The following is a 26,128-nucleotide window of genomic DNA, read 5'->3' as shown; positions in this document are numbered from 1 at the left end:
GCGCAACACCAGGCTGACGCAGATGCCCAGCCCGCTGATGATGCCGAGGACGTTGCAGAAAATGACAGTGACGATGAAACCGTAGTTGATTCTGAAGAAGTGACTGAGGAAACCGATGTTGTTTCCGATGAGACGACTGACAATGACGACACTGCTGACACAGATGACACCGCAACGGCTGATACGGATGCTGAACCGGACGACGCTGAGACTGACAACGGTACCGACGATTCTGAAACCCTTTAAGGAGGCGTGGAACTGTGAAAAAACGAAAGATCCCAATGCGTAAAGACATTGTGACCGGCGAAATGGCCCCCAAAAAGGAATTGGTCCGGATCGTTCGGGACAAGGAAAACAATGTCGCAGTTGACCCAACTGGGAAAATGTCTGGTCGCGGGGCCTACATCACCTTAAATGTTGATGTTGCCAAGAAAGCCAAAAAAGATCGGACGTTTGATAAGGTGTTTGAAACGAAAGTTGACGATACCTTCTACGACGATTTGATTGCGTACGTTGATCACCAACAAGCACGGAGAGAATTATTTGACAATGGAAAAGCCTAATGCCTTTCTGCAATTACTGGGATTGGTACGACGGGCAAGCAAGCTGGAGTCTGGCGAAGAGTTTGTTTTAAAAGCGATTCGCAACAACAGTGTCCAACTTGTGATCATTGCCAGTGATACTGGTCAGGCAAGTGCCAAAAAGATTCGGGACAAGGCGTCTTACTACCACATTCCGTTGATCGACCGGTATACTAAAAGTGACCTTAGCCAAGCAACGGGCATGTCCCGTACGGCTTACGGCGTGAAAGATCCTGGTTTTGCTAGAAAGTTGAGTACCCTAGTAAACGAATAAAGGAGCGTGAAGATATGGGCAAAAAGCGAATTTATGAATTAGCAAAAGAGCTTAATGTCTCAAGTAAGGCGATTGTTGATACCGCCCAGAACAAGGGGTTTGCCGTCAAAAATCATATGTCATCGTTAGGTGATAATGAGGAACGGCAACTACGGGCGGCGTTCAGTAAACCTAAACCTACTTCGGCCTCCAAGTCACCCGCACAAAACGTAAGTCACTCGCACACAGACGCTGGTGCAAACCAGTCGAGTGCTCATTCTAAGGATAATGGTAATAATAATCATAATATGACAACTAATAATAATCGAAACACCTCAAACAACGGTGGAAACGGCAGCAGTGCTAACCGTCAACATCGTGATGAAACCCATCAAAACCGTCAGAACAACAATCACAGTTCTAACACTCAGCACAGTACGACGAATGGCCAACGGAGCAACAACGGCAGTCAACATGCCAGCACGCAACGGTCAAACAATAGTCAGGGTCGTAGCAATACTACCCGGTCAAACAACGGTAACGGCCAACGGTCAACCACGAGCAGCAACCGTTCAAATAACAGCCAACGGTCAAACAACAATGGCCAACGCTCGAACAATAACGGTGGCGGGCAACGAAGTACCAACGGTCAACGTAGCAACAATAGTAACAACGGCAACCGTTCGAACAACAGCCAAAACCGTAGCAGCAACCGGTCAAACGGTGGGTCATCAGAAAACCGCAGCGGTTCAGGGCGGTTTGGCGGCAGTTTAAACAATAACAACTCTCGCGGCGGGCGTAACGGCAACAGTCGAAACAACCGTAACAACAATAATCGTCGCCGGAACAATAACAAAAAGTACAACAAGAAGAACCAACGGATCAAAGAAGTGAACCATCCAAAGGGTGCTCCAGAACGGAAGGATAAAGCTTTACCTGAAGTACTGAACTACAGCATCGGGATGAACGCCCAAGACCTTGGGAAGATCCTTCACCGGGAACCAGCTGAAATCGTTAAGAAGTTGTTCATGTTAGGTGTGATGGTGAACCAAAACCAGTCACTTGATAAGGACACCATTGAAATTTTAGCTGCTGAATACGGGATCGAAGCACAAGAAAAGGTCGAAGTTGATGTTTCTGATATCGACAAGTTCTTTGAAGAAGAAGAACAAAACACTGACCATCTTGAAAACCGGCCACCAGTTGTGACGATCATGGGGCACGTTGACCATGGGAAGACAACCCTGTTGGATCACTTGCGTCACTCTCACATTACAGCTGGTGAAGCTGGTGGGATCACGCAGGCTATTGGTGCTTACCAACTGAAGCATAACGGCAAGACCATTACCTTCTTGGATACCCCAGGACATGCGGCCTTTACCGAAATGCGGGCGCGTGGTGCTGACATCACTGATATCACCGTTTTGGTGGTTGCTGCTGATGACGGTGTCATGCCGCAAACGATCGAAGCCATTAACCATGCGAAGGCTGCTGAAACACCAATTATTGTGGCCGTCAACAAGATCGATAAGCCGGGTGCTAACCCGAACCACGTTATCGAACAGTTGACTGAATACGGCTTGATTCCTGAAGACTGGGGTGGCGACACCATCTTTGTTCAGATCTCAGCTAAGTTTGGCACCAACATCGATGACTTGCTGGACATGATCCTCTTGCAGGCTGAAGTGATGGAATTACAAGCCAACCCACAACAAAACGCTGCCGGTTCTGTAATCGAAGCGCGGTTGGATAAGAGGCTTGGTTCCGTTGCCACTTTGCTGGTACAACAAGGACCATGCACGTTGGTGACCCAGTTGTTGTTGGGAACACCTTTGGGCGTGTCCGGACCATGCAAAATGAACGTGGTAAGGACATCAAGAAGGCCGCACCATCAACACCAGTTGAAATCACTGGGTTGAGCGATGTGCCAGAGGCCGGTGATCGTTTCGTCGTCTTTGATGATGAAAAGACTGCTCGGACAGCTGGTGAAGAACGGGCTAAGAATGCTTGATGGAAGAACGGAAGTCGAAGAACCGTGTGACCCTTGATAACCTCTTTGATACCATGAAAGAAGGGGAAATGAAGGAAGTCGACGTTATTATTAAGGCCGACGTTCAAGGGTCTGTTGAAGCATTGGCTAACAGTTTGAACAAGATCGAAGTGAGGGTGTTCGGGTGAACATCATCCATACTTCTGTTGGGGCCATTAACGAAAGTGATGTGACCTTGGCTGAAGCAAGTAACGCCATCATCATCGGGTTCAACGTTCGACCAACGCCACAGGCAAAGGCCCAAGCGGACCAAGACGAAGTTGACATTCGATTACACCGGGTCATTTACAATGCCATCGATGAAATTGAACATGCCATGAAGGGTAAGCTGGAACCAACCTATGAAGAAGAAATCATCGGCCAAGTTGAGGTCCGTGAGATCTTCAAGGCTTCTAAGATTGGGACCATTGCTGGTGGGATGGTCACTGATGGTCATGTTTCAAGCGACGCTGATGTGCGTTTGATCCGTGACGGTGTGGTCATTTACGAAGGCAAATTAGGCAGTTTGAAACGCTTTAAGGATGACGTGAAGGACGTTAAGCAGGGTCACGAACTTGGGTTGACCATCGAAAACTACAACGACATTAAAGTCGGTGATGTTGTCGAAGCTTATGTCATGAAGGAAATTCCAATCGAATAACAGCATTGCACATTAAAATAGGGTGGTGAAAGAATATGGCACATTATCGAATTGGTCGACTTGAACAAGAGATTCAACGGGAAGTTAACGATATTTTATTGAAGCGTGTTCGTGATCCTCGCGTTCAGGGCATCACTGTCACGGGCGTCGTTGTGACGGGTGACCTGCAACAGGCAACGATTTACTACAGTATCTTATCTGATCTGGCATCTGACGGTGAAAAGGCAGAGGCTGGGTTGAAGAAGGCTACCGGTCTGATTCGTAGTGAATTAGGCGCTCGGTTAAACATCTTCAAGACCCCAGAACTGTTCTTCGAACGCGACGAATCCGTTCAATACGGGAGTCATATTGACCAACTACTGAATCAGCTCCACCGCGACGATCCGAATCTGTAATGATTTGACGACGTTACGATAAAAAGACACTTTGTAAACCGTCCTCAGTGGGCGATTGACAGAGTGTTTTTTTGTAGACTCTCCACTGTTGAGTGATTCAAAGTAGCGCTTTAATGTCGCTGCGTTGCGCCGGTCGGCCCTGCAGGCTGAGGTGGGTCGCTCCGGAGCTATTGAATTTCTGAAAGAAATTCAAGGATCTCCTACGTCTCCCGTGTTTGTAACCGACCAAGGAACGGTCGCTAACAAACACCGACACCACAGCCTGCAATGCCGACCGACTCCACTACGCTACGATACTTGTAATAGTTCATCGTAGATGGTAAGGCTTCATAGGTAGTGTCATGAAACCCGTTAATTAATCGTTACCTGCAAGTAGAACATGGTGAGAAGCATTGCTGTCAATGATCTGACTCGCAGTCGAGGGCGAATTCTCCGCAAACTAGGGTTAACGCCATTGTGATGCTTAACCAGTAGTAATAAGTAAGTTCAACGAAAGTGGAATGGAGCCATTTGGCACGGAGCGGTGGTGTCGACATCAGTTAGCGACCGTACTTTGGTCGGTTACTGATGTGCGAGACGATGGAGATCCATTCGAGAGCTGCGCAGCAGAAATCGAATTAGCTTCATCGCGAGCCACCACTGCGGAATGTCAAATGGCGGAATGCAACGGACTGTTTATCTAGTGGTGGAAAGAAACGGCATCATACTTCTGTGTAGATTGCTAATTGTAAAAAGAGAAATTAACCCCCAAACCGCTATCAGCAAGTGATTATGATATAATGCTGTATGTGTGCTTATTGCACAGCAGTTGTTTTAATGAACTGTTAAATCGAATTTTAGAATGGAGCATTAAGTTGCGATGAACGGAATTATCCCACTGTATAAAGAGCGCGGCATGACCAGTCACGACTGTGTGAGTCAGCTTCGCAAAATCTTACACCAAAAAAAGGTTGGTCATTCGGGCACGCTTGACCCAAGTGTTGATGGTGTGCTGCCAGTTTGTGTCGGCAGTGCCACTAAAGTGGTGGACTATTTGCTGAATCATCGAAAGGTTTATCGTGGCAGCGTTACGCTTGGCTTTTCCACTGAGACTGAGGATCTAGACGGTGATGAAGTCGACCGGCAACCGCTAAGTGCCCCGTTTACGGATGAGGCAATTGATACTGTTTTACAGACACTCACGGGTGATTTACAACAGACGCCACCAATGTATTCAGCAGTGAAGGTCAACGGCCGAAAACTGTACGAATACGCACGAAAACACGAAACTGTTGAGCGCCCCGTCCGCACCATTCATGTGGCCCGGTTCGACCGGACAGCGCCAAGCACGTTTGATGAAACAACGGCACCCAGACCTTTACGTTTGAGGTGGAATGTTCAAAGGGCACCTATGTCCGGACGCTTGCCGTTCAAGCCGGTGAAGCATTGGGTGTGCCGTCAGTGATGGCATCGTTGACCCGGGTCGAAAGCGGGGGCTTTACGCTGCAGGAGACGATTTCTCTGGCACAGGTCAAGGCCGCGGTTGAAGATGATGACCTGAGTTTTCTACGGCCACTAGACCGGGCATTGGATAACTACCCTGAAATTGAACTAACGACCGCGCTTTGGCGGGGCGTGCAAAACGGCGTCTGGTTGTTACAGCGAGAGGTCAATAGTGATGCGCCAATTGTTGCATTGCGTTATGATAACGAAATTAAGGCGTTGTACAAATTAGTTGATGATAAGTACAAGCCGTTAAAAATGTTTAGTACGAAGTAGAGAAAGTCGAGATGAGCGAGCATGCAAGTCATTCAGATTCATCACCCAATGTCAGCGGATACGCCGATCAACAAGCCCATTGTTCTTGCTATGGGTTTTTTGACGGGCTGCATCTTGGACACCAGGCCGTGATCAAACGGGCCAAAACCATTGCTGAGGAACGCGGGCTGCCATTAGCCGTATTGACGTATGACCACCATCCAAAGCTGGTATACGCGAAATTAAGCGCAGATGAAAACAAGTATCTCACCACGAGACAACGTAAGCTGGACCTATTTGAAAAATTAGGGGTGGATATCGTTTACATGGTGAACTTCACGAGTCAGTTTTCAGCCCTGAAGCCGCAGGAATTTGTGGACGAGTATCTGATGGGCTTTCACGCGCAGGTGGTTGTTGCGGGGTTCGATCACACCTATGGACCAAAGGATATTGCGACTATGGCGCGTTTACCAGAATATGCACAGGAGCGATTTGAGATCGTGACCGTGGGTGAGCAGGAAATTGATCATCAAAAAATCAGTTCCAGTCGGATTCGGCGCAATATTACCGATGGCGACATCAAAACGGTCAATGAGCTGCTGGGCTACCATTATCAAACGATTGGCACCGTTGTTCACGGTGAAGCGCGCGGTCGCACGATTGGTTTTCCAACCGCGAATGTCAGTCATGACGTCCACTATTGGCTGCCCGCAGTTGGGGTGTACGTGACCCGAATCAAGATCGGCGACACCTGGTATCCTTCCGTTACTTCTGTTGGCCACAACGTCACGTTTGGTGAAGGTCGTCCCGTGACGGTCGAGGTCTATATCATCGACTTTAACGAAGCGGTTTACGGTGAAGTGGCGACGGTGGAATGGTGCTACCGGTTGCGCGGTGAAGAAAAATTTGCATCAGTTGACGCGTTGGTCACTCAAATGACCGCGGATACTGATCATGCGCGTCAGTATTTAGCGCATGATTTTCATGAATTAGCACTCGACTAAATTAATTGCTAAAAATCACGGTGTAATGCTTGACTTAAAAAAACGCCATTTGATACATTATATATGTGTCTTAGCACTTAGGTTAGATGAGTGCTAAAAAGAGGTGATGATCACGTTAACGGACAGACAGAAGATGATTTTAAAGGCGATCGTTCGCGACTATACGAGCAGCGGTGTCCCAGTTGGGTCAAAAACCTTGGCGGCACAGCTGCCCATGCATGTGAGCTCAGCGACCGTGCGAAACGAGATGGCTGCGCTGGAAGAGTTGGGTCTGATCAATAAGACGCACTCCTCGTCCGGTCGAATTCCATCTGTTAAGGGTTATCGCTACTACGTGGATCATTTGGTTCAACCTGACCCGGTGAAGGCGAATGATATTGATATCATCAAGTCTTCACTGGATGGTCAGTTTTTAAAGATCGACGAGCTCATTGAGACCTCGGCCCAGATCCTTTCAAACCTGACCTCGTATACGGCCTTTACGTTGAAACCAGAGCTGCAGGATAGTAAGTTAAGCGGTTTTCGGCTCGTACCGCTGGGTAAACGTCAGGTCATGGCGGTCCTTGTGACTGATAATGGCGATGCTGAGACCCAGACGTTTAACCTCGCACCCGGCGTCACTGGTGACCAGCTTGAAGCTGTGGTTCGGTTGATCAACGACCAGCTGGTTGGCAAGTCCCTGCGAGAAGTCTTGCAGGCACGACAGACCAAGATCCCCCAAGAAGTCACCAAGTACCTCCAGAGTCCGGAAGGGTTCCTTAAGATATTCGGTGATGTGTTAACTCAGGCGGCGCAAGAACGTTACTACGTTGGTGGCCGGCTGAATTTGCTTAACTTCTCGGATAGTAGCGACGTTGACGAGTTGAAGTCGCTGTACACGTTAATGGACCGGACCGATGACATGGCGACCGTCTTAGGCCGACCAAGCGATCATATTCAAGTGAAGATCGGTAGTGAGATGACGAATGCGATCCTGAGAGATTACAGTCTGATCACAGCAACCTATGAGGTGGGCGACCACGGCAAGGGTGTGATAGCTCTGCTGGGGCCGACCCGGATGCCTTACTCACGGATGATCGGGTTAGTCGGCACGTTTAGACAGGAGCTTGCCAAGCGGCTGACGGACTATTATCGTTACTTTGATCAGTAATTTGTGTCATCAATTTGATAAGTAGTAAAGGGGTGTTATGAGTGGCTAAAAATGAAGCAAACAAGCCAGAAGATTCAGCTCAGGCTGACGAGACTGATGCAACGAAGGCCGACCAAACCACGGCGGCTGACGCACAACAGGATTCAAAGACTGACGCAACTGAACCAAATGCAGCTGACCAGGGCCAAGCGGCAACTGATCAGGATGCTCAGGCTGACGATCCGCTTCAAGAGGCCCAGCGTAAAATTGCCGATCTGCAGAAGCAAGTTGCTGATTTAAACGATCGTAATTTACGTTCACAGGCCGAGATTCAAAATATTCAAAGCCGTAACAAGAAGGACCAGGCTGCCCTCATCAAGTATGATGGGCAGCAGTTGGCACACGATGTGCTACCGGCCTTGGATAACCTGGAACGTGCCTTGCAAACGCAGGTTGACGGCGAACAGGGCGAATCATTGAAAAAAGGCATTGAAATGGTTCAAAAACACTTACTGGATGCATTGACCAACAACGGTGTCACCGAGATCAAGGCAGCTGGCGAGAAATTTGATCCAAACATTCATCAGGCCGTTCAAACGGTGCCGGCTGAAGACGATGATCATAAGGATCACGTTGTTCAAGTCCTGCAAAAGGGCTATCAGCTTAAGGACCGTGTCTTACGGCCAGCGATGGTTGTTGTATCACAATAACATTTTGAACTAAATTAAAATAAGAAGGTATTGCATAAATGGCAAGTAATAAAATTATCGGTATCGATTTAGGGACGACGAACTCAGCTGTTGCTGTTCTTGAAGGTAACGAACCAAAAATCATTCCAAACCCAGAAGGCGGTCGGACGACACCTTCAGTTGTTGCTTTTAAAGACGGCAAGCCACAGGTTGGTGAAGTTGCCAAGCGGCAAGCAATCACAAACCCTAACACGGTTTCTTCAATCAAGAGCCACATGGGCGAAGCCGGCTACAAGGTCAGCATCGACGGCAAGGACTACACTCCACAAGAAATCTCAGCATTCATCCTGCAATACATCAAGGGCTTTGCTGAAGACTACATTGGCGACACGGTGACCCAGGCTGTCATTACGGTGCCTGCTTACTTTGACGATTCACAACGTCAAGCAACTAAGGATGCTGGTAAGATTGCTGGCTTAGATGTTAAGCGGATCATCAACGAACCAACTGCTTCTTCATTAGCATACGGCTTGGACAAGCAGGATGCTGACGAAAAGATCTTGGTTTATGACCTTGGTGGTGGGACCTTTGATGTTTCCGTCCTTGACTTAGGTGACGGTGTGTTCGATGTGCTTTCTACCAACGGTGATACGCACCTTGGTGGTGATGACTTCGATAAGAAGATCATGGACTGGTTAATTGCCCAGTTCAAACAAGCAAACGGCATCGATCTATCACAGGACAAGATGGCCATGCAACGGTTAAAAGAAGCTGCTGAAAAGGCTAAGAAGGACTTGTCAGGTGTTACTGAAGCTTCAATCAGCCTGCCATTTATCTCTGCTGGCGACAACGGCCCATTGCATTTGGAAGAAACTTTGACCCGTGCTAAGTTTAACGAGCTCACTGCTGACCTCGTTGAAAAGACGCGGATCCCAGTTGAAAACGCCTTGAAGGATGCTGACTTATCAGCCAGCGACATCGACGTTGTCATCTTAAACGGTGGGTCAACTCGGATTCCAGCCGTTCAGGAAGCTGTTAAGAAGTGGACTGGTAAGGAACCAAGCCACTCGATCAACTGATGAAGCCGTTGCTTTAGGGGCCGCTGTTCAAGGTGGTGTCTTAACCGGTGACGTTAAGGATGTTGTGCTTTTGGATGTTACCCCATTATCACTGGGTATCGAAACCATGGGCGGTGTGTTCACTAAGCTGATCGACCGGAACACCACGATTCCTACCAGCAAGTCACAAGTCTTCAGTACTGCTGCCGACAACCAACCAGCCGTTGATATTCACGTGCTGCAAGGTGAACGGCCAATGGCTGCTGACAACAAGACACTGGGTAACTTCCAATTAACTGACATTCCAGCTGCACCTCGTGGGGTGCCTCAAATCGAAGTGACCTTTGATATTGACCGTAACGGGATCGTTAACGTTTCCGCTAAGGACAAGGGCACTGGTAAGGAACAAAAGATCACCATCAAGAGTTCAGGCGGCTTATCAGACGATGAAATCGATAAGATGATGAAGGAAGCTCAAGAAAACGAAGAAGCTGATAAAGCTCGTAAGGAAGAGGCTGACTTAAAGAACGAAGTCGACCAACTCTTGTTCACGGTTGATAAGACCTTGGACGAAGTGAAGGGCAAAGTTTCAGACGACGAAATTCAAAAGGCTAAGGACGCTCGTGACGCCCTGAAGAAGGCCCAAGAAGATAACAACGTCGAAGAAATGAAGATGAAGAAGGATGATTTGAACAAGATCGTTCAAGACCTTTCAGTCAAGCTGTATCAACAAGCCCAACAAGAACAGGGTTCTGCTGATGGCGCAGCTGCAGGTGCTGATGGCGCTAACGCCGGCTCAGATGCTGATTCATCCAAGTCAGATGACAAGGGTGATGGCAAGACCTTTGACGGTGACTTCTCATAAGTTAATGATGACGACAAGAAGTAGGCTCGTTTAAACAAGCTGGCAAAAAGCCAAGGCTCGAAAGTGGGCTTTGGCTTTTTGTTTCATTGCAAATGATGTTGTTCCAGTTGGCCTCACCCTCAGAATATGGTATATTGAGGTGTTATGAAATAACGTGGACGGGAACAACAATACCTTAAAAATGAAACGCGTAATTGGAGGATAATTAATGGCTGACAAGGATTATTATGAAACGCTTGGGGTCAGCAGGGATGCTTCCCAAGATGAGATCAAGAAAGCCTACCGGAAACTCTCAAAGAAGTACCATCCAGATATCAATAAGGAACCTGGTGCTGAAGAGAAGTTTAAGAAAATTACAGAGGCCTATGAAGTCTTAAGTAACGACCAGAAGAAAGCCAACTATGACCAATACGGTTCTGCTGACGGCCCAAGCGGGTTTGGCGGCGGTGCTGGTGGTGCTGGCGGCGGCTTTGGTGATTTCGGCGGTTTCGGCGGCGGTGCCGGTGGCGGTTTCGAAGACATCTTCAGCCAATTCTTTGGTGGCGGCGGTGGCGGTCGTTCGCAAAACCCGAACGCGCCTCAAGCCGGTCGTGATCTGCAGTACCAGATGAACCTTAAATTTGAAGAGGCCATCTTTGGCAAGAAGACCAAGATCAAGTACAGTCGTGAGGCGCAATGTCACACCTGTGGCGGGACCGGCGCAAAGCCTGGTACACACCCAGAAACGTGTCATAACTGTGGTGGTTCAGGCTACGTGGTCAGTGAAACAAATACACCACTTGGCCGGATGCGCAGTCAACAGGTCTGCCCCGTATGTCATGGGACTGGTAAAGAAATCAAAGAAAAATGCCCAACCTGTGGCGGTTCTGGTCGTGAAGAAGAACGTCACGAAGTTGAAGTCAACGTCCCAGCCGGCGTTGACGATGGCCAACAAATGCGGTTACAAGGCCAAGGGGAAGCCGGTTCAAACGGCGGCCCTTACGGTGATTTGTTCATTGTCTTTGAAGTGGCCCCAAGCAAGGTCTACACACGTGACGGCGCCGATATTTACCTGAACAAGGATATTAGCTTCGTTCAGGCTGCTTTAGGTGACGAAATCAATGTTCAGACTGTTCATGGCGACGTCAAAATGAAGGTGCCAGCCGGAACACAAACGGGTTCGATCTTCCGCTTAAAGGGCAAGGGTGCCCCACGTCTTCGCGGAAACGGCAACGGTGACGAGCGGGTGACCGTCCGTATCGTAACGCCAAAGAACCTCAACAAGAACCAAAAGGTCGCGTTGCAGGCCTTCGGTGAAGCTAGCGGCGACAAGCCCGTATCGGGTAAGAAGGGCAGCTTCTTTGATAAGATGCGGGATGCGTTTGATAATTAGAGAGCGTGAAGGAAAACGGTAGGAAGCGGAGTGTAAGCCAACTCTGACAGAAATGCCCGAACCTGGCATTTCTGTCAGAGTTGGCTTACATGCAGCTTTCTGTTTTCCGAAACGCGTTTAGGCTCGAGGACAGAGAACCACAGAAATGCCTGGATTTTGGCATTTTTGTCAGAGTTGCTTAGGCAGGAGCCCTCAGTTTTCCGAAACGCGCTTCCGCACGGTAGCCAATAAAGCTATCAAAAGTCTTGACTAATCGAGCCAAAATTCGACGTACGATCCAAAATAACTAGCTCACAACAAGAGACCCCAGACCAAAATCCACGTTAGGACTTTAGCCTGAGGTCTCTTTATTGATACAGGAAAAGGGCGTAAGAACAATGCAGAATGGCAAGAGCGTCCATCATGAAATCGGTTCGTTCAGGTCGCAAACCACCCAAAAACACATTAAACACAACAAGTGGAAAACATTTGTCTAACGCCCTAGTAACTTGGTATAATAGACTGATTAACGAAACGAGCTTAACTGAGAAAGTAGGGACTTAACGAATATGGATCTTGAACAAATGAAGGAGCACCAACAGTACATCCGGAACTTTTCCATCGTGGCGCACATTGATCATGGTAAATCAACGCTTGCGGACCGGATTTTGGAACTGACGGATACTGTTGCGAAGCGCGACATGCAAGATCAATTGCTGGATAACATGGATCTTGAACGGGAACGTGGCATCACGATCAAGCTGAACGCCGTGGAATTGCAGTATAAGGCCGAGGACGGCCACACCTATGAATTTCATTTGATCGACACCCCAGGGCACGTGGATTTTTCCTATGAAGTTTCACGGAGTTTGGCGGCGTGCGAAGGTGCCGTTTTGGTTGTCGATGCTGCCCAGGGGGTTGAAGCCCAGACACTAGCGAACGTTTATTTGGCGCTGGATGACGACCTGGAAATTCTCCCCGTGATCAATAAAATTGATTTGCCATCAGCCGACCCGGAGCGGGTGCGCAAAGAAGTTGAAGACGTGATCGGTATCGATGCGTCGGATGCTGTGTTAGCAAGTGCGAAGCAGGGTATCGGTATTCAAGAATTACTGGAACAGATCGTGCACAAGGTGCCGGCCCCAGATGGCGATTTGACCGCGCCGTTGCGGGCGTTGGTTTTTGACTCAATCTATGATGACTATCGTGGTGTTGTGCTGAGTGTCCGGGTGTTTGAAGGCACCGTCAAACCTGGCGATAAAATTAAATTGATGAACAGTGGGTCTGAATATGAAGTCACTGAAGTTGGCGTGAACTCACCAGATCCCATCAAACGTGATATGCTGATGGCCGGCGAAGTTGGGTACATTACAGCCAGCATCAAGGACATTACCGACACCCGTGTTGGTGATACGGTGACCGGCGCGGCTGATCCTGCTAAGGAAGCTCTGCCAGGTTACCGTGAAATGGCGCCCATGGTTTATGCCGGACTCTACCCAACGGATAATGCCAAGTACGGCGACCTGCGGGAAGCCTTGGAAAAATTAAAGTTGAACGATGCTGCCCTGGAGTTTGAACCTGAAACGTCACAGGCGTTGGGATTTGGTTTCCGGGCCGGTTTCTTGGGCATGCTGCACATGGACGTGGTTCAGGAACGGTTGGAGCGTGAGTTTAATCTTGATCTGATCACAACGGCGCCATCGGTTACCTACCATGCGAACCTGACGGATGGGACGCAAAAAGAAGTTGAAAACCCATCTGAGATGCCAGAAGTTTCGGAAATTAGGAACATTGAAGAACCATACGTTAAAGCAACGATTATGACGCCAAACGACTATGTTGGTCCAGTCATGGAACTGTGTCAGCGGCGCCGGGGTCAGTTTATCACCATGGAATACTTGGATGATTATCGGGTCAACGTTGAATACGAGATGCCGCTATCAGAAATTATCTTTGATTTCTTTGATAAGCTTAAATCTAGCACTAAGGGGTACGCCTCTCTTGATTACGAACTAGACGACTACCAACAAAGTGACTTGGTTAAAATTGACATCCTGTTAAATGGCGACAAGGTCGATGCGCTGAGTTTTATTTCTCACCGAACTTTTGCTGAAAAGCGGGGGCGTGACATCGTCACCAAGTTAAAGGGTATCATTCCTCGACAAAACTTCGAGATTCCAATTCAAGCCGCGATTGGCGCGAAAATTATTGTTCGGACTAATATTCGAGCCTACCGGAAGGACGTTACTGCTAAGATTCATACGGGTGATCCGGACCGGCGTGCTAAGCTGTTGGACAAGCAGAGACGTGGTAAGGAACGGATGAAGTCGGTTGGAACAGTGGACGTCCCTCAGGAAGCGTTCATGGCTGTTTTGCAGACAGATGAGGAAGATAATGGCGGTAAATAGGCATTCATAATGAGGTACCTTGCGGTTATCCTGCCTGTATCCTACCGTTATCCAACATTGAACTCAAAATAGGCGATAAAATCGTAAAGCCAATTAAACATGACATCATTAAAAAACACCCCAAAGTCATCAGACTAAGGGGTGTTTTTTCTGTTATCGATTGCCTGACTTCAATGAAATATCAGTAATCGCATCGGTCAATGTTTGAGAAAAGTTGAGTTTAAGTTTCTTACCGAGTTTGTCAGCCCAGTTTGGAATCGTGAGTGTTTTTTTTATGGGTTTGTCGGCAGCTAAATAAGAAGATAAATCAACAGTTACCATTGAAATAAATGATTTTGTCATATCATAATGGTTCTTAAAATCTGGGTCATCTTTAAACGGATTATTGTTGATCAGTGAGAGTTGATTGATGTCTGTTGGTGCTGGCAGAGGGTGTGTTTGTTGCAACATATCCGCAGCGGTGATGCCGAGATAGTCTGATGCCATCATCATGGCATCAGAGATGGTTTTACCCTGTGTCGCCGAATTAGGAAAATCGGGGAAGTGGACAAAGTAAGGGACACTTTCATCTGGGTCAAAATAGAATAGTGCGGGGTAGGTCATTAACATGTGATCAGTCCTTTCGATAAAATCGGCTTATAACAAACCAGCTTCTTTTTTGATGCCATGTTCGGTATATTTGTTTAACTCACCATGGGGCACGATAATCGGTCGCTGACCAGACTTTTGCATCTTAACATGTGAGCCCTTGCCGCCCACTGTTTTTTGCCATCCGTGTGTCATCAATAGCTTAATCATTTGTTTCTGCGTCATCGGCATGGTCGCCACTCCTTAGTTATAGTATAACACGTGCAATACGTGTTCGTCACGATTAAAAAGCGGATGGTCAATCCAAGCCTTTTCACTCGCGAACTATAACTACGCAAATGAGTCAAATGATTATTTTTAAATTCCGATGGTCGTTTTAATCGATGCAATCAAATCAGTCACTAAAGGACTGCCCACTAATCGATCAGGCACGTTAATACCAAAATCAAAAGTCAGCACATCCTTTGGTAGAGGGATGATGTTTACAGGTGTATCAACCGCCATCGGTAATGTTTGCATGACCAGGTCCGGTGCAAAGGTTAGTCCGATTTGTTTCAATGCCAATAATGTTGCTGTCTGCAGATTCGTCACCTCTAGAAAGCGCCGGGTGGTGAGATTTAAGGACAGTAGTTTAGCGTTGATCATCTGTTGAAACGAGGATCCTGAATTGACACTGATGAATGGTTGGTTATTCAGATCCTTCCAGTCGAGTGTCTGAAAGTCACGCCAAGTCATATCCGGCAGATACAGTGGCGAACTCGCTGGAATAAGCAACAGGATAGGAAAGTCCAGAATGTGTTGGTAGGTGACATTGCGGTCAATGATTGGTTTATCCATCACGAGATCGACCAACCCCGCCCGAAATTGTTTTTCCGCTTCTTGATAGGGCAACTCAATGGTTTTTAAAATGACGTGAGGTTGTTTTTGGATAAAGTGTTGGAGAATTTGCGCATACCAGTCGTGACCGAATGAGGAGTTGGTGCAGATGGTTAATGCGTCGACTTTTTTATCAGCAAAATCGGCGAGTTCATGACGCATGTTTTCTTGAAGCTGTTGTTGCTGACGCAGATAGTCCAGCAATGTTCGACCAGCATTGGTGAGCGTCAATGGGTGCTGATCACGGTTCAATAACGCGACGTGATACTCGGTTTCTGCCTCCTTGATTAGTCGGCTGACGTAGGGTTGTGTGACGTATAGTTGCCGAGCTGCTTGTGAAATACTACCCGTTTCTTGGATCGTTTGTAAAAAAGGCAATAGGTTGATGTTCATACGCATTCCTCACTTTTATTACAGTTAAGTTCTGAATTTTTTTGTATATTCCATTACTTATCAGTAATATTATTATCTTTAAAATGGTATTTTACAAGTCTTTCATTCGGTTAGATAATGACTAGTGAAAATAATTACAAAGAGGGTAATCCGATGAAACTTGCAGCCATTGTCGGCACCAATGCCGATACATCCTACAATCGAACTTTACTAACCTATATGCAACGCTACTTTGCAGCTGAGATCGACATTGATATTTTAGAAATAAAAGACCTACCGTTATTTAACGAATCGACAACCGAAACGCCAGCCGCCGTTTTAAATATGGCCAAAACGATCAGTGAAGCCGATGGGGTGATTATCTCGGCGCCCGAATACGATCACGGTGTCACTGCTGCCCTGAAGAGTGCGTTGGAATGGTTGTCTTACAGCGTCCATCCGTTAGCTCAAAAACCAGTCATGATCGTCGGTGTTTCACTTGGTAAACAAGGGACTGACCTTGCCCAAGTGAACCTGCGACAAGTGCTCGACGCGCCTGGGGTGGATGCCTATGTCATGCCTGGTCATCAATTCCTGTTGTCCAATGGTCATGAAGCGTTTGACCAAAACGGCGATTTGAAAGATTCAAGTTGTGTCGACTGGATGAAGACTTGCATGAACAGCTTCACCTCATTTGTCAAAACAATGACCCAGCAGGGCGGTGATCTCGTCGATACGATAAAATGGGATGCCGTTTACGATAATCTTGTTATTGGGTTTGGCGGTGCTGGTGCGACAGCAGCCCGGTTCGCAGCCGATGCTGGCGCAAAGGTACTTCTCGTAGATGCTGCGCCATTGGGGCATGAAGGCGGTAATACCCGTTACGCGGCACAATTGTTGAATTCGGGAGCCGACTATGACCAATTGCTGGCCTACTACAAGTCACTTTACGCACCAAAAGATTACGATGAAGCCATGTTGGAAACCTACGTTCACGGAATGACAAAATTGCCAGAATACCTCAGGCAAGATCTGGGTGTCACGCCAGTGTCTGCGAAAAAAGATCTTCATTTGGTCAACTATACGTTGCCAGAATACCCAGAATTTAAGGGTCACGAAACCGTTGATTTTACCTTAGTCCACAAAGGAATTTTCGATGCCTCACTATGGAAACTATTGCGGCAAAAAGTGCTTGACCGCAAAGATAGTATTGATATTTGGTTATCATCACCAGCACGGCATTTGATCCAGGACCCACAAACAAAAATGATCCTGGGTGCGCAGATTGAACGAAACGGCGAACTGCTAAATATTCGGGCAGTCAACGGGGTCGTTTTGACCGTTGGCGGGTTTGAAAACAATCGCGATATGGTTCAAAACTTTCTTGGTGCCACTCATCTGACACCGTTGGGATCCCTCTATAATCAGGGCGACGGGATTCGGATGGGTGAAGAGATTGGCGCCAAATTCTGGCATATGAGTAACTACGAAGCGCTGGGAATTCTAAACGGGATGGTGTTTGCCGTCCCTGAAGGCGAACGCGGCACTATATTAATCCGACTTACACCAAGCTGTTTACAGGGGCAATTTTCTTGGCTGGGGATGACGGCAGTCGATATACAAAGGAAGATGAGCAAAATCGGCATGGCCACGTCTACGAACAGGGACAATGGCACGTGGTTCGGCCTAACGAACATCCACACCTTGTGTTTGATGCTAAACAGTGGGAAGCCCTTCTTCATGACGATGAAAGCCCCTATACGGACTGGTACGACCAGGTGATTTCAGCGCCAACGATTGCCGAACTGGCAGCGAAGATCGGTGCCGATCCAGCAATTCTGGCACGAACGGTTGCGCAATTTAATCACTTCGCCGCTGCAGGTGAAGACTTTAAGTTTGGCCGTTTGGGTGACACCATGCGGGCATTTGCGGAAGACGGTCCGTACTATGCAGTGGCTGTTAACCATGATGTGCTTAATACACAAGGTGGGCCACAACGTAATGCGCGCGCAGAAGTACTGGCAGCGGATGGGACGCCAATTCCGCACCTCTATAGCGCCGGTGAATTGGGCGGTATCAACGCCAATATGTATCAAGCGGGTGGGAACCTCGCCGAATGTTTGATCTTTGGTAAGATTGCCGGTACGAACGCTGCAACCGCTAAAACCACAGAAAAAGTGGCCTTACAAGCGGCCCTGCCAAAGTACGGCCATAACGACATTACCACCAGTGATGATCTTGCAAGCATCACCCTTGGCCCAGATCAATACCTTGGTCAGAGTAATGAAGGTATCGGCGGGCAGGTGGTCGTGCGCGTTACAGCCAAAGCGGGGACGATCACCAACGTTGAGATCGCGCGCGAACACGAAAGTGACGATGTGGCAGCCGAAGCGCTCAGTACGTTACCACAGCGGATCGTGACTGAGAATACGGCGGATGTGGATGCAGTTTCTGGGGCATCCTCGTCCAGTCGGGCAATTAAGAACGCGGTTAAGGATGCATTGAAACAGCTTTAAGCATAAAAATAAAGAGCAGTAAAAACCGTTGAGCGTTTAGTCTCAGCGGTTTTTGCTGTTTTGACAAGTGTTATTAAACGGAACCTTCTTGAGTGCCGTGAAACCAATTGGAACCAACAGCGCTTCGACACGGGGAAAGTGAGCAAAAAATATGTCGGAACGCGTCACAGGTTATCAACAAGATGGGATGGTAGTCAACGATTTCGTGGTGCGAGGTTGTTTGTATGAGTGGCCACCTCAATGTGACGATGCACGTTTAATTGGGAAACGTGTGAGACATCCGCTAGTCGATAACCGGTGGCTGGTCACGGATTAGTTCGGCGTTACTAACCGGTGTTTGGAAAACCAGGTGATCATCGCTCCCAGTGATGGACGCACTGGGATTTCGGCTCATACATCAGTGAGCCGGCGACGGTGACCAGTATGCGGGTGGTGGTTTGTGGTTAGCAATTATATGCCAAACCTGCCGATCAGCATGATTTCAAGTGGTTCCAGGCGTGGCACCACCTCCTTAATGGGTTTTGAAGGGGCCCAACCGTTTAACGGAGTGTAAAGTCCCTTTTTGAGATTAATGGTGCACGCTGACACTGAGTTTTGGGCGTTTTAATTCTGGGTGGAGTGTTTGTCAGGCCGTGCAGCGTCTTCTGCATCCAGTAGCTGCGTCAGTGTTTTGAGGTAGGCGCGGAGTCCATCGCGTGTTTCAGGATGCCGCAATCCATAAGCAATATTGGTTTCCAGCCAGCCTAACTTATTGCCCACGTCGTAACGTTGCCCTTCAAACCGGTGGGCAAACACGCGCTGAGTCTGGTTCAACCGGTCGATCGCATCGGTGAGTTGCAGTTCGTTTCCCTTGCCAATTGGGGTGCGTTCTAACGCGGTAAAAATTTCCGGTGTGAAGAGGTAGCGCCCAATAATGGCGAGATCCGACGGGGCATTTTCGGGTTGCGGCTTTTCAACGAAGCGTTTGACTTGGTAAAGATCGGATGCCACTTTAGTGAGCGGATCGATCACGCCATATTTTGCGGTCTCTTCGTGAGGAACCTGCATGACGCCAAGGGTCGAGGCGCCAGTTTTTTGATAACTCTTAATGAGTTGTTGCGTGAGTGACGTTTGCCCCTCATTCAAATCATCGCCCAGCATGACCATAAAGGGTTCATTACCGATGAAATCCTTAGCGGTCAGCACGGCATCGCCCAGACCACGTGGATGGGATTGGCGGATGAAGTAGAGGTTCATGTCCGTTGTTTGCCGAACGAGATCGAGCATCTCATCCTTGTGACTGGCAGACAGGGCATCTTCAAGCTCTGGATTGGCGTCAAAGTGGTCTTCAATCGACCGTTTATTTTTGCCAATGACGATGACAATGTCTTCTATCCCCGCTTGCCGAGCTTCTTCAACAATAAATTGAATGGTTGGTTTGTCGACGATGGGTAACATTTCTTTTGCTAATGCTTTTGTAGCCGGTAAAAATCGGGTGCCAAGACCGGCAGCTGGAATAATGGCTTTACGAATTTTTTTCATGAGGAATGCGCCTTCTTTATAGAGTGTCATTTCGATTAAATGGGTCGCTCGCTGGCACTGAAACAGTACCGGCGCTGATAATGCATTTATTCTAGAACAGTGGGAAGCAGCCAAAAAGGGCGGTTGTCTAAGCCGTAAATGAACATTTTTCATGCTGAAACGGTGGCGAAGGTGAAAACCCTAATACCATCGCCTTTGAAAATGAAAAAAACTCAGAATTCAAATAATTGTCATCTAAAATACGCGTTGGGGATTTTTTAGGCTCTTTCCACTGTTAAGTGATTCAAAGTAGCGCTTTAATGACGCTTCGGAATTCTTGAATTTCTTGTCAGAAATTCAAGGATCTTCTACGTCTCCCGTGATCGTAACCGACTAAAGACCCGCCGCTAACGATCACCGACAACCACAGAGCCTGCAATGCCGAACGGCTCCACTACGCTACAATTCTGGCAGTGGTCGACATAGCTAGGAAGTCGTCATAAGTTGTCCTAAACGTTACTGGGGATTGACACTTCATGAGAAGCATTGCTGTTAATCGCCTTATTTGCACTCGAGGCGGATTCTCTGCGAACCAGTTTTAACGCAATTGTGATGCTTAACTAGTGATAGAAAGTTGGCTCGATGTCAGTGGAATGCAGCAATTTGGCACGGAGCTGTGGTGTCGAAGATGCCAGAGTGTGTAGCAAGCCGGTCAGAATGCGGAGTGTAAGGGACTATTGGCTGAAATCCCGGGCTTGGATTTGAGTCAATAGTCCCTTACACAGTAGCGTTCCAGGCTTGCGGAACACGTTTCCACAATAGGTCAGCTAAGCTGGTCGGTTACTAATGTGCGAGACGACTGAGATCCACTCGAGAGCTGCACAGCAGAAATCGAGTTAGCTCAGTCGCGAGCCACCACACGGAGTGCCAAATTGCGGAATGCAACGGACTATCACCTAACAATGGAAAGGCCCATTTTTAACGTGCGCAAACAACGCCGCAACTTCAATTAAAATTTCTCAGATTAAATTTATTTACCATCTCTTTCACCGACAATTTTGAATGGTTATGCTGGATGTATTCAAAACAAAACCGAAGCGATGACTCTTAGTCGCTAAGTGAAGAGAGATGGTATGTATGACACGGATAAGGGCAACAGGCAGGACAAACAAGACACTCGTTTTTAGCGCTGACCGCTCCTCAATCATGACAGGTACAAGCAAAACGGTGCCGCGTCATGGCACACTTATGATAGAAGGAAGGCGATAACCATGCTAAAGAAATTTCCCTATATTTTTGGCCTCGTCTGGGTCGTCGTTCTTTTTGTAATCCCGTTACCGCTAATTCAAGCATTGGCTGCGGGCTTACCCGGTAGAAATGCTGCTGACGCGTTGGCCATTCAACTGGGGTCAGTCGCCTATGTCTGGTTCCTGACGGCAATCTATCTGAGTACTCGCCCAAAGTGGCTGGACCGATTGATCGGGTTGCCAAACATCTACTTTATTCACGGGGTGTTGAGCCTGTTTGCGATTGGACTTGCCTTTATCCATAAGACAAATTTGCACTCGCACGGTTGATTCAGTTAACTGGTAACTGGGCGTTTGACCTCTTTATTGGTGTAATGGTCTATTCATTGGTCTTTATGGCGGGGTGGTTCACTGCACATTTAAAGGTGATCGCTCAGCTGAAGAAGGTGCTTGAACACGTTTTTCACCACGAACTCACGATTTGGATTCACCGATTGAACATCGTGGCCGTGGTGCTTGTGTTTATTCACGTAGAATTGATCGGCTATATCACAAGTATTCACGCTACATGGCATTGTTTTACCTGTATAGCGGCTTTACGCTGGTCGCTTACCTGGTTAAGAAATTGCGTGATTACCGCTTTTTACCAGTGGGGCACTTGGTGGAAAAACGCGCCTTAAAGGATAATTTCTATAAGTTTAAAATCAAGGTTGGCCATTTGAAATGGCGCAAGATCCAGCCTGGCGACTATGTCTTTATTAAGGTCCCTAACGTCCGTGGCCTGCGCGAATTACACCCGTTTTCAGTGGTCAACAAGGTTGGCGAAGACGGTGTCATCACATTAGCGATTCGCGGTGACGGTGATTTCACACGTCAGATCCAGTCACTTGAACTGGGGGAATTGATCCAATTTGATGGCGGATACGGCCGGTTCAACACGCTTATTACGCAAAATGATGGCGATCAGCTGGTGCTCGCAACTGGTGGAACTGGTATCGTGCCCATGCTCGCCATTATCGATGCGCACCCAGAACGACTGATCACGTTGTTCTACACGGTGCACACCGCTGCGGATCAGATCTACGTCACGCAACTGGAACACTGGGCAGCGACGCGGGCAACACTAACCGTTCATGTCCAAACGGGACGGTTTACACCGGCAACGGAGCTTCAGAAATTTACCGGTCACCGGACAACATTTTTGATCTCTGGTCCATATGCGCTGGGACAAAGTTGGGTTCGGGCGCTGCGGCAGCGGCGGATCGCCGCCAGCAAATACTACTATGAAGAATTTAATTGGTAGGACTAGCGTTCGACCCCATTGCGTGTTACCCTTAGCACAATTGGAGGTGAAACGATGCCTGAATTAACGATGACGGACGTTTGTAAACAGTTTGATATTTCAGCTTATACGTTGCGCTACTATGACAACATTCACTTGATTCCCGGCGTGATTCGAAACGACAGCGGCCGGCGTGTCTTCACGGAGGATGCGCAGGGCTGGTTGCGCTACATTATGGCTTTTCGCAGTATTGGGATGTCAATCAAGGAAATTAAGCACTATATTGCGCTGACTGAAGAAGGCACTGACACGCTGGACGAGCGTTTGGGGATGTTGGCGGATCAGCAGACGGAGATCGATGCTCAGATTGCTGCTTTAAACGATAAAAAACAATTGATTCAATGGAAAATTGATAACTACACTGCGACGAAGGCGAAACTTAAAGCCGCTTCTGAACAGCAAAAAGAAGCCGCTCCATACCAGAATTGGGTATAGGACGACTTCTTTTTTGTGCTTACATGTTACCTGTTGATTCGGTTAGGGCTGCATTTTCGGCATCACTCTTGGCGAGGGCTTCAGCGTGCTGTTTGGCAGAGGCTTGTGCATCCTTACCAATGAGGAGGTGAGTCGGTGCTTTTGGCATTTCACTCAGAGTGTAAATGGCATCAGCAACTTTGGCCGGTTAACTCACATAACGGGGATGATCTGGGTCGTTTTCAGCGTCCCAGCCGTCGTGCACGAGCTTGATCCACTGGCCAACTGTTTCAGCGTAAACGTCTGATTGAACGGCTGACATGGACTTGCCACCCCAATCAGTCCGCATCCCGCCTGGTTCAACAGTCGTGACCTGAATGTTAAATGGGGTCACTTCCGAGGCAACGACTTCAGTCAAGCCGTTGACCGCGAACTTGGCACTTTGGTAAGCGCTCAAGCCAGGACCGCCGACCCGGCCACCAATTGAACTAATGTTAATGATTCGGCCAGCTTTTTGTAGCCGCATGATCGGCAGTACGGCACGAATCGTAAATAGGGTGCCGTAAAAATCAGTATCCATCTGGGCTTTGAAGTCCGCCGTACTCATTTCCTCGGTGGCGGCCATTTGGGCGTAACCAGCGTTGTTCACCAGGACATCAACGCTGCCAAAGTGTGTCTGAGCAGTCTTGATTGCTTTGTTAACAGCATCTTCATCGGTCACGTCTAATTGCAAAGGCAACAGGTTGTCACCATACTGGCTAACTAGATCAGCTAGGGCATCAGTATGCCGTGCCGTTGCAACAACTTTAGCACCGGTTGCCAGTGCTTTCTCAGCGATGGCCCGACCTGAACCGCGGGCGCTTCCTGTAATAAACCATACATTTGTCATAATTAAAAACCTCCTGAATTTTGATTACGAGAGGTAGTATAGTTTGTTAGAGCGACTGTAAGTAAACCCAAAACACTCATTTTTTAAAAAAGTTGCTGCATATGGGCGAGACGTATAAAACTGGACAATCCATGATCCTTCAGGATAGGTCACCCACAACTAAAGCACAAAAAACAGCTAAGAATCACGATTTGGATTCTTGGCTGTTTTTGCGTATCACTCATTATTTTGTTAAGAAGCCCATCATGACGTTGCTGTGATCGTCATCGGTAGCGTCCTCGTGCACTTCACCAAATTGTTCGTAGTGGGGTGCATTGACAAGGTTCTTTGATGATACTGGGTGTAAGCGAATGTCTAAACTGCTAACTTGTTGGTCTAATTCTTGCTTCAATGCTTGAAGCGTGGCGTAGTGGGCGGCAGCATCGTCAGCACTAACGGGTTAGTTGATCAAATTTTTAGCAACTGCTACTTGTTCGTCGTAAGTTAAGGTCTCTTTTAAAGTCATTTTTAAATCCCCCTATAATCGGTAAGCATTATGATGTGCCTATTATAGCAGAGTAAATTAAAATGTATAGTCTTTTCTGAAAAAAACAAGACAAAATAGCCCAATTTACATACCAATTTTCAAGTTATTTTAGATTAAACAGGATATATGAACAAAAAGCAGCAAATACTGTTTAAAACGTATTGTAAAAAAGAAATGCTTAGAAACACTTTTCACAGCTTATGAAAGGCATAAATTATTCCAATTCAATTTAAAAGAAGCTATACTACGTGTGAGCAACCATCGCAGACTGATAATTAGTCTGTGGGCGCTAGGACACGCGTCAATACCTGTTCGAAGAGTGGGGTCCAAATGGTTTGATAGCCCAGTTGAGTTGGATGTGCGTCATCCGCCATTGCCAGGGGACTCGCTGCCGTCAGGGTCTTTACCACTGGATCAGCCCAGAGGTCGAGAATGGTGAAGTGCCACTTAGCTTGTAGATGATACAGTTGGGTCACGAGCGCCGAGTAATCTGCATCAGTCTTTCGCAGACACGTATAGAAAATAATCGGTGCATCAAAGTGGTCCTGAATGTAGCTGCAGATGAATTCAATTGCGCCAAGGGTTGTACTACGATTAAAGCCAGTTCGCTGGTCATCGGGGGTGAGAATGCCCAACCCCAAATTTTGGCGACTGTCGTTGGTTGATAATTGGATGACAAACGCGTCGTAGGCGGTCGTTAAAGGAAAGTCTGTAATGAGGCGACTGACATAGGTTTTAGGGCTGTTTCCAGCCAGGGTGGTGCCGCTGATGGCTGATTTTGTGGTGATCACACCATCCTGCGCCCGCAGATAATCGACGAAAGAGACGCCATGCGCTGCTGCGCCATAGGTGATGGACGAGCCAAGGTAGCCGACCCGTTTGCCAAATAATGGTGAGGCTGGATTTAGTTTAACCTTATCCGGCCGGTATTGTGGGGCGTTCCCCAGCACGAGTGCCTTTACTGGCCGCGACATCAAGTGTGCAGCGACGATACCGGCACCCAGCAGGACGAGTTTCTTTTCAAATGAATGTCTTGTCATGTTCAAAACCTCGCTTCTCTGAAATTAAGTCAAGTGTACGCCTAAAACCTGACAGACTGTGTAAAAAAGACTAAATTGTCAGTAAAGGATTGTATTCAAATAGGCGCAGCGTGTAACAGAATGCTATAATGCTCGTTGTAGAAAAAGAGACAGGAGTGACTTAATTGGCGTTTGGTGAAGAAAATAACCCCGGTTTTTTGAAACGGATGCGCAATCTTGATATTTCAATGGGAATCGGCGAAACAAGCCGGGTGACTGAAGCCAGTACGACCCAGATTCGGTATTGGGAAAAGCGCGGGTTGATCGAATCGGTCAGCCATGGCAAGGGTCAAAATAAACGGTACAATCTCGAAAATATTTCAACGATTCTGTATCTGAAAATGATGCTGGATAATGGCTATACTTTAAATAAGGCAGCAGAAATGGCGAAGGAACGGTTAGCCAACGTGGACATCATTAGGATGTTTGTGAGCACCCGTGTCAATCGAATCGCACACGATGGTGAAAATACGTTGCTGAATTTGGGACCGCTAGAAAATGATCCAAAATTTGATGTGATTGCGGATGTGAGTGATGGTGGGGTGACGTTGAATAAGGAGGAAAATGGTAAGAGTGTGAAGCAAGGCGATTAGAGGGCGGAGTGTAAGTAACTCTGGTC

General features: G+C 47.7%; 20 protein-coding genes and 7 pseudogenes. 19 read left to right on the top strand and 8 right to left on the bottom strand.

Annotated features, from left to right (window positions below; translation table 11 throughout):
- Positions 1-99 precede the first annotated feature (99 nt).
- From JCM11969_RS18505 to lepA, 13 genes and pseudogenes are all read left to right on the top strand, one after another.
- On the top strand, positions 100-246 hold the full coding sequence (locus JCM11969_RS18505; RefSeq protein ID WP_225353102.1) for a hypothetical protein: 147 nt from the start codon (positions 100-102) through the stop codon (positions 244-246).
- Between the two features lie 14 nt (positions 247-260).
- Positions 261-563 carry an RNase P modulator RnpM gene (rnpM, locus tag JCM11969_RS02160; RefSeq protein ID WP_054707685.1) on the top strand — a complete coding sequence of 101 codons (303 nt, stop codon included), beginning with the start codon at positions 261-263 and terminating at the stop codon, positions 561-563.
- Complete coding sequence (locus JCM11969_RS02155) at positions 550-855, top strand: L7Ae/L30e/S12e/Gadd45 family ribosomal protein (protein WP_054707682.1); 306 nt, start codon at positions 550-552, stop codon at positions 853-855. Before rnpM ends, JCM11969_RS02155 begins: the two co-directional genes overlap by 14 nt.
- 14 nt (positions 856-869) lie before the next feature.
- Positions 870-959, top strand: a pseudogene (locus JCM11969_RS20190) (translation initiation factor IF-2 N-terminal domain-containing protein); the annotation flags it as partial.
- Positions 960-1,142: 183 nt separating this feature from the next.
- Positions 1,143-3,524, top strand: a pseudogene (gene infB / locus JCM11969_RS02150) (translation initiation factor IF-2).
- A gap of 35 nt (positions 3,525-3,559) precedes the next feature.
- Positions 3,560-3,919 carry a 30S ribosome-binding factor RbfA gene (gene rbfA / locus JCM11969_RS02145; RefSeq protein WP_054707679.1) on the top strand — a complete coding sequence of 120 codons (360 nt, stop codon included), beginning with the start codon at positions 3,560-3,562 and terminating at the stop codon, positions 3,917-3,919.
- 859 nt (positions 3,920-4,778) lie between these two features.
- A pseudogene (gene truB, locus JCM11969_RS02140) lies at positions 4,779-5,677 on the top strand (tRNA pseudouridine(55) synthase TruB).
- A 21-nt stretch (positions 5,678-5,698) separates the two neighbouring features.
- A pseudogene (gene ribF / locus JCM11969_RS02135) lies at positions 5,699-6,660 on the top strand (riboflavin biosynthesis protein RibF).
- Between the two features lie 106 nt (positions 6,661-6,766).
- A complete protein-coding gene (gene hrcA, locus JCM11969_RS02130; protein ID WP_054707673.1) occupies positions 6,767-7,810 on the top strand; it encodes a heat-inducible transcriptional repressor HrcA in 1,044 nt (347 codons plus the stop codon).
- A gap of 41 nt (positions 7,811-7,851) precedes the next feature.
- Positions 7,852-8,499 carry a nucleotide exchange factor GrpE gene (grpE, locus tag JCM11969_RS02125; protein ID WP_054707669.1) on the top strand — a complete coding sequence of 216 codons (648 nt, stop codon included), beginning with the start codon at positions 7,852-7,854 and terminating at the stop codon, positions 8,497-8,499.
- 38 nt (positions 8,500-8,537) lie between these two features.
- Positions 8,538-10,401: pseudogene (gene dnaK / locus JCM11969_RS02120) on the top strand (molecular chaperone DnaK).
- A gap of 208 nt (positions 10,402-10,609) precedes the next feature.
- Positions 10,610-11,773 (top strand): molecular chaperone DnaJ, encoded by a 1,164-nt coding sequence (gene dnaJ, locus JCM11969_RS02115; protein ID WP_054707667.1) that lies wholly within the window; start codon positions 10,610-10,612, stop codon positions 11,771-11,773.
- A gap of 548 nt (positions 11,774-12,321) precedes the next feature.
- The gene (gene lepA, locus JCM11969_RS02110; protein WP_054707664.1) at positions 12,322-14,160 is read left to right on the top strand and encodes a translation elongation factor 4; all 1,839 of its coding nucleotides are present in this window, start codon (positions 12,322-12,324) and stop codon (positions 14,158-14,160) included.
- Between the two features lie 153 nt (positions 14,161-14,313).
- Here lepA and JCM11969_RS02105 read toward each other — a convergent pair whose 3' ends face one another.
- The 3 genes from JCM11969_RS02105 to JCM11969_RS02095 all read right to left on the bottom strand — a co-directional run bounded on the left by JCM11969_RS02105 (position 14,314) and on the right by JCM11969_RS02095 (position 16,017).
- The gene (locus tag JCM11969_RS02105; protein ID WP_054707660.1) at positions 14,314-14,769 is read right to left on the bottom strand and encodes a type II toxin-antitoxin system HicB family antitoxin; all 456 of its coding nucleotides are present in this window, start codon (positions 14,767-14,769) and stop codon (positions 14,314-14,316) included.
- Between the two features lie 27 nt (positions 14,770-14,796).
- A complete protein-coding gene (locus tag JCM11969_RS02100) occupies positions 14,797-14,979 on the bottom strand; it encodes a type II toxin-antitoxin system HicA family toxin (RefSeq protein WP_054707657.1) in 183 nt (60 codons plus the stop codon).
- A 126-nt stretch (positions 14,980-15,105) separates the two neighbouring features.
- A complete protein-coding gene (locus JCM11969_RS02095; RefSeq protein ID WP_054707655.1) occupies positions 15,106-16,017 on the bottom strand; it encodes a LysR family transcriptional regulator in 912 nt (303 codons plus the stop codon).
- Positions 16,018-16,134: 117 nt separating this feature from the next.
- Between JCM11969_RS02095 and JCM11969_RS18500 the strand changes: the two are divergent.
- Positions 16,135-16,548: pseudogene (locus JCM11969_RS18500) on the top strand (NADPH-dependent FMN reductase); the annotation flags it as partial.
- A gap of 153 nt (positions 16,549-16,701) precedes the next feature.
- Positions 16,702-18,512 (top strand): annotated as a pseudogene (locus JCM11969_RS02090) (FAD-binding protein).
- A 603-nt stretch (positions 18,513-19,115) separates the two neighbouring features.
- Here the strand turns inward: JCM11969_RS02090 and galU are convergent.
- Positions 19,116-20,033: a UTP--glucose-1-phosphate uridylyltransferase GalU gene (gene galU, locus JCM11969_RS02085; RefSeq protein WP_054707652.1), complete on the bottom strand. Its 918-nt coding sequence runs from the start codon at positions 20,031-20,033 to the stop codon at positions 19,116-19,118.
- 1,250 nt (positions 20,034-21,283) lie between these two features.
- Here galU and JCM11969_RS18495 point away from each other — a divergent pair.
- From JCM11969_RS18495 to JCM11969_RS02075, 3 genes are all read left to right on the top strand, one after another.
- A complete protein-coding gene (locus tag JCM11969_RS18495) occupies positions 21,284-21,589 on the top strand; it encodes a hypothetical protein (RefSeq protein WP_225353093.1) in 306 nt (101 codons plus the stop codon).
- A 151-nt stretch (positions 21,590-21,740) separates the two neighbouring features.
- Positions 21,741-22,562 carry an FAD-binding oxidoreductase gene (locus tag JCM11969_RS18490; protein WP_225353092.1) on the top strand — a complete coding sequence of 274 codons (822 nt, stop codon included), beginning with the start codon at positions 21,741-21,743 and terminating at the stop codon, positions 22,560-22,562.
- Positions 22,563-22,616: 54 nt separating this feature from the next.
- Positions 22,617-23,036, top strand: a complete 420-nt coding sequence (locus JCM11969_RS02075; protein WP_054707649.1) for a MerR family transcriptional regulator — start codon at positions 22,617-22,619, stop codon at positions 23,034-23,036.
- 19 nt (positions 23,037-23,055) lie between these two features.
- Here the strand turns inward: JCM11969_RS02075 and JCM11969_RS19545 are convergent, their stop codons facing one another.
- From JCM11969_RS19545 to JCM11969_RS02065, 4 genes are all read right to left on the bottom strand, one after another.
- Positions 23,056-23,184 carry a hypothetical protein gene (locus tag JCM11969_RS19545; RefSeq protein ID WP_263849984.1) on the bottom strand — a complete coding sequence of 43 codons (129 nt, stop codon included), beginning with the start codon at positions 23,182-23,184 and terminating at the stop codon, positions 23,056-23,058.
- Between the two features lie 39 nt (positions 23,185-23,223).
- A complete protein-coding gene (locus tag JCM11969_RS02070; protein ID WP_225353091.1) occupies positions 23,224-23,904 on the bottom strand; it encodes an SDR family NAD(P)-dependent oxidoreductase in 681 nt (226 codons plus the stop codon).
- Positions 23,905-24,127: 223 nt separating this feature from the next.
- Entirely contained in the window at positions 24,128-24,295 is a 168-nt protein-coding gene (locus tag JCM11969_RS17515) for a hypothetical protein (protein WP_156319230.1), read from the bottom strand.
- Positions 24,296-24,705: 410 nt separating this feature from the next.
- Positions 24,706-25,470 carry an SGNH/GDSL hydrolase family protein gene (locus JCM11969_RS02065; RefSeq protein ID WP_054707645.1) on the bottom strand — a complete coding sequence of 255 codons (765 nt, stop codon included), beginning with the start codon at positions 25,468-25,470 and terminating at the stop codon, positions 24,706-24,708.
- Positions 25,471-25,676: 206 nt separating this feature from the next.
- Between JCM11969_RS02065 and JCM11969_RS16915 the strand changes: the two genes are divergently transcribed.
- Positions 25,677-26,102, top strand: a complete 426-nt coding sequence (locus JCM11969_RS16915) for a MerR family transcriptional regulator (protein WP_420864772.1) — start codon at positions 25,677-25,679, stop codon at positions 26,100-26,102.
- Positions 26,103-26,128: the final 26 nt, after the last annotated feature.

This window comes from Secundilactobacillus paracollinoides DSM 15502 = JCM 11969, from assembly GCF_001311135.1.
In the GTDB taxonomy this organism is placed as follows: domain Bacteria; phylum Bacillota; class Bacilli; order Lactobacillales; family Lactobacillaceae; genus Secundilactobacillus; species Secundilactobacillus paracollinoides.
This window is presented reverse-complemented; position numbering and strand designations above follow the sequence as displayed.

Excerpts from the sequence above, each read along its gene's own strand:
- rbfA (WP_054707679.1), top strand. The coding sequence starts at position 3,560 with ATGGCACATTATCGAATTGGTCGACTTGAACAAGAGATTCAACGGGAA.
- dnaJ (WP_054707667.1), top strand. The coding sequence starts at position 10,610 with ATGGCTGACAAGGATTATTATGAAACGCTTGGGGTCAGCAGGGATGCT.
- JCM11969_RS02070 (WP_225353091.1), bottom strand. The coding sequence starts at position 23,904 with ATGACAAATGTATGGTTTATTACAGGAAGCGCCCGCGGTTCAGGTCGG.
- galU (WP_054707652.1), bottom strand. The coding sequence starts at position 20,033 with ATGAAAAAAATTCGTAAAGCCATTATTCCAGCTGCCGGTCTTGGCACC.
- JCM11969_RS16915 (WP_420864772.1), top strand. The coding sequence starts at position 25,677 with ATGCGCAATCTTGATATTTCAATGGGAATCGGCGAAACAAGCCGGGTG.
- JCM11969_RS18495 (WP_225353093.1), top strand. The coding sequence starts at position 21,284 with ATGCTAAAGAAATTTCCCTATATTTTTGGCCTCGTCTGGGTCGTCGTT.
- JCM11969_RS02075 (WP_054707649.1), top strand. The coding sequence starts at position 22,617 with ATGCCTGAATTAACGATGACGGACGTTTGTAAACAGTTTGATATTTCA.
- JCM11969_RS02100 (WP_054707657.1), bottom strand. The coding sequence starts at position 14,979 with ATGCCGATGACGCAGAAACAAATGATTAAGCTATTGATGACACACGGA.
- JCM11969_RS02095 (WP_054707655.1), bottom strand. The coding sequence starts at position 16,017 with ATGAACATCAACCTATTGCCTTTTTTACAAACGATCCAAGAAACGGGT.
- JCM11969_RS02065 (WP_054707645.1), bottom strand. The coding sequence starts at position 25,470 with ATGACAAGACATTCATTTGAAAAGAAACTCGTCCTGCTGGGTGCCGGT.
- hrcA (WP_054707673.1), top strand. The coding sequence starts at position 6,767 with ATGATCACGTTAACGGACAGACAGAAGATGATTTTAAAGGCGATCGTT.
- JCM11969_RS02105 (WP_054707660.1), bottom strand. The coding sequence starts at position 14,769 with ATGTTAATGACCTACCCCGCACTATTCTATTTTGACCCAGATGAAAGT.
- JCM11969_RS02155 (WP_054707682.1), top strand. The coding sequence starts at position 550 with ATGGAAAAGCCTAATGCCTTTCTGCAATTACTGGGATTGGTACGACGG.
- lepA (WP_054707664.1), top strand. The coding sequence starts at position 12,322 with ATGGATCTTGAACAAATGAAGGAGCACCAACAGTACATCCGGAACTTT.
- JCM11969_RS19545 (WP_263849984.1), bottom strand. The coding sequence starts at position 23,184 with ATGCCAAAAGCACCGACTCACCTCCTCATTGGTAAGGATGCACAAGCC.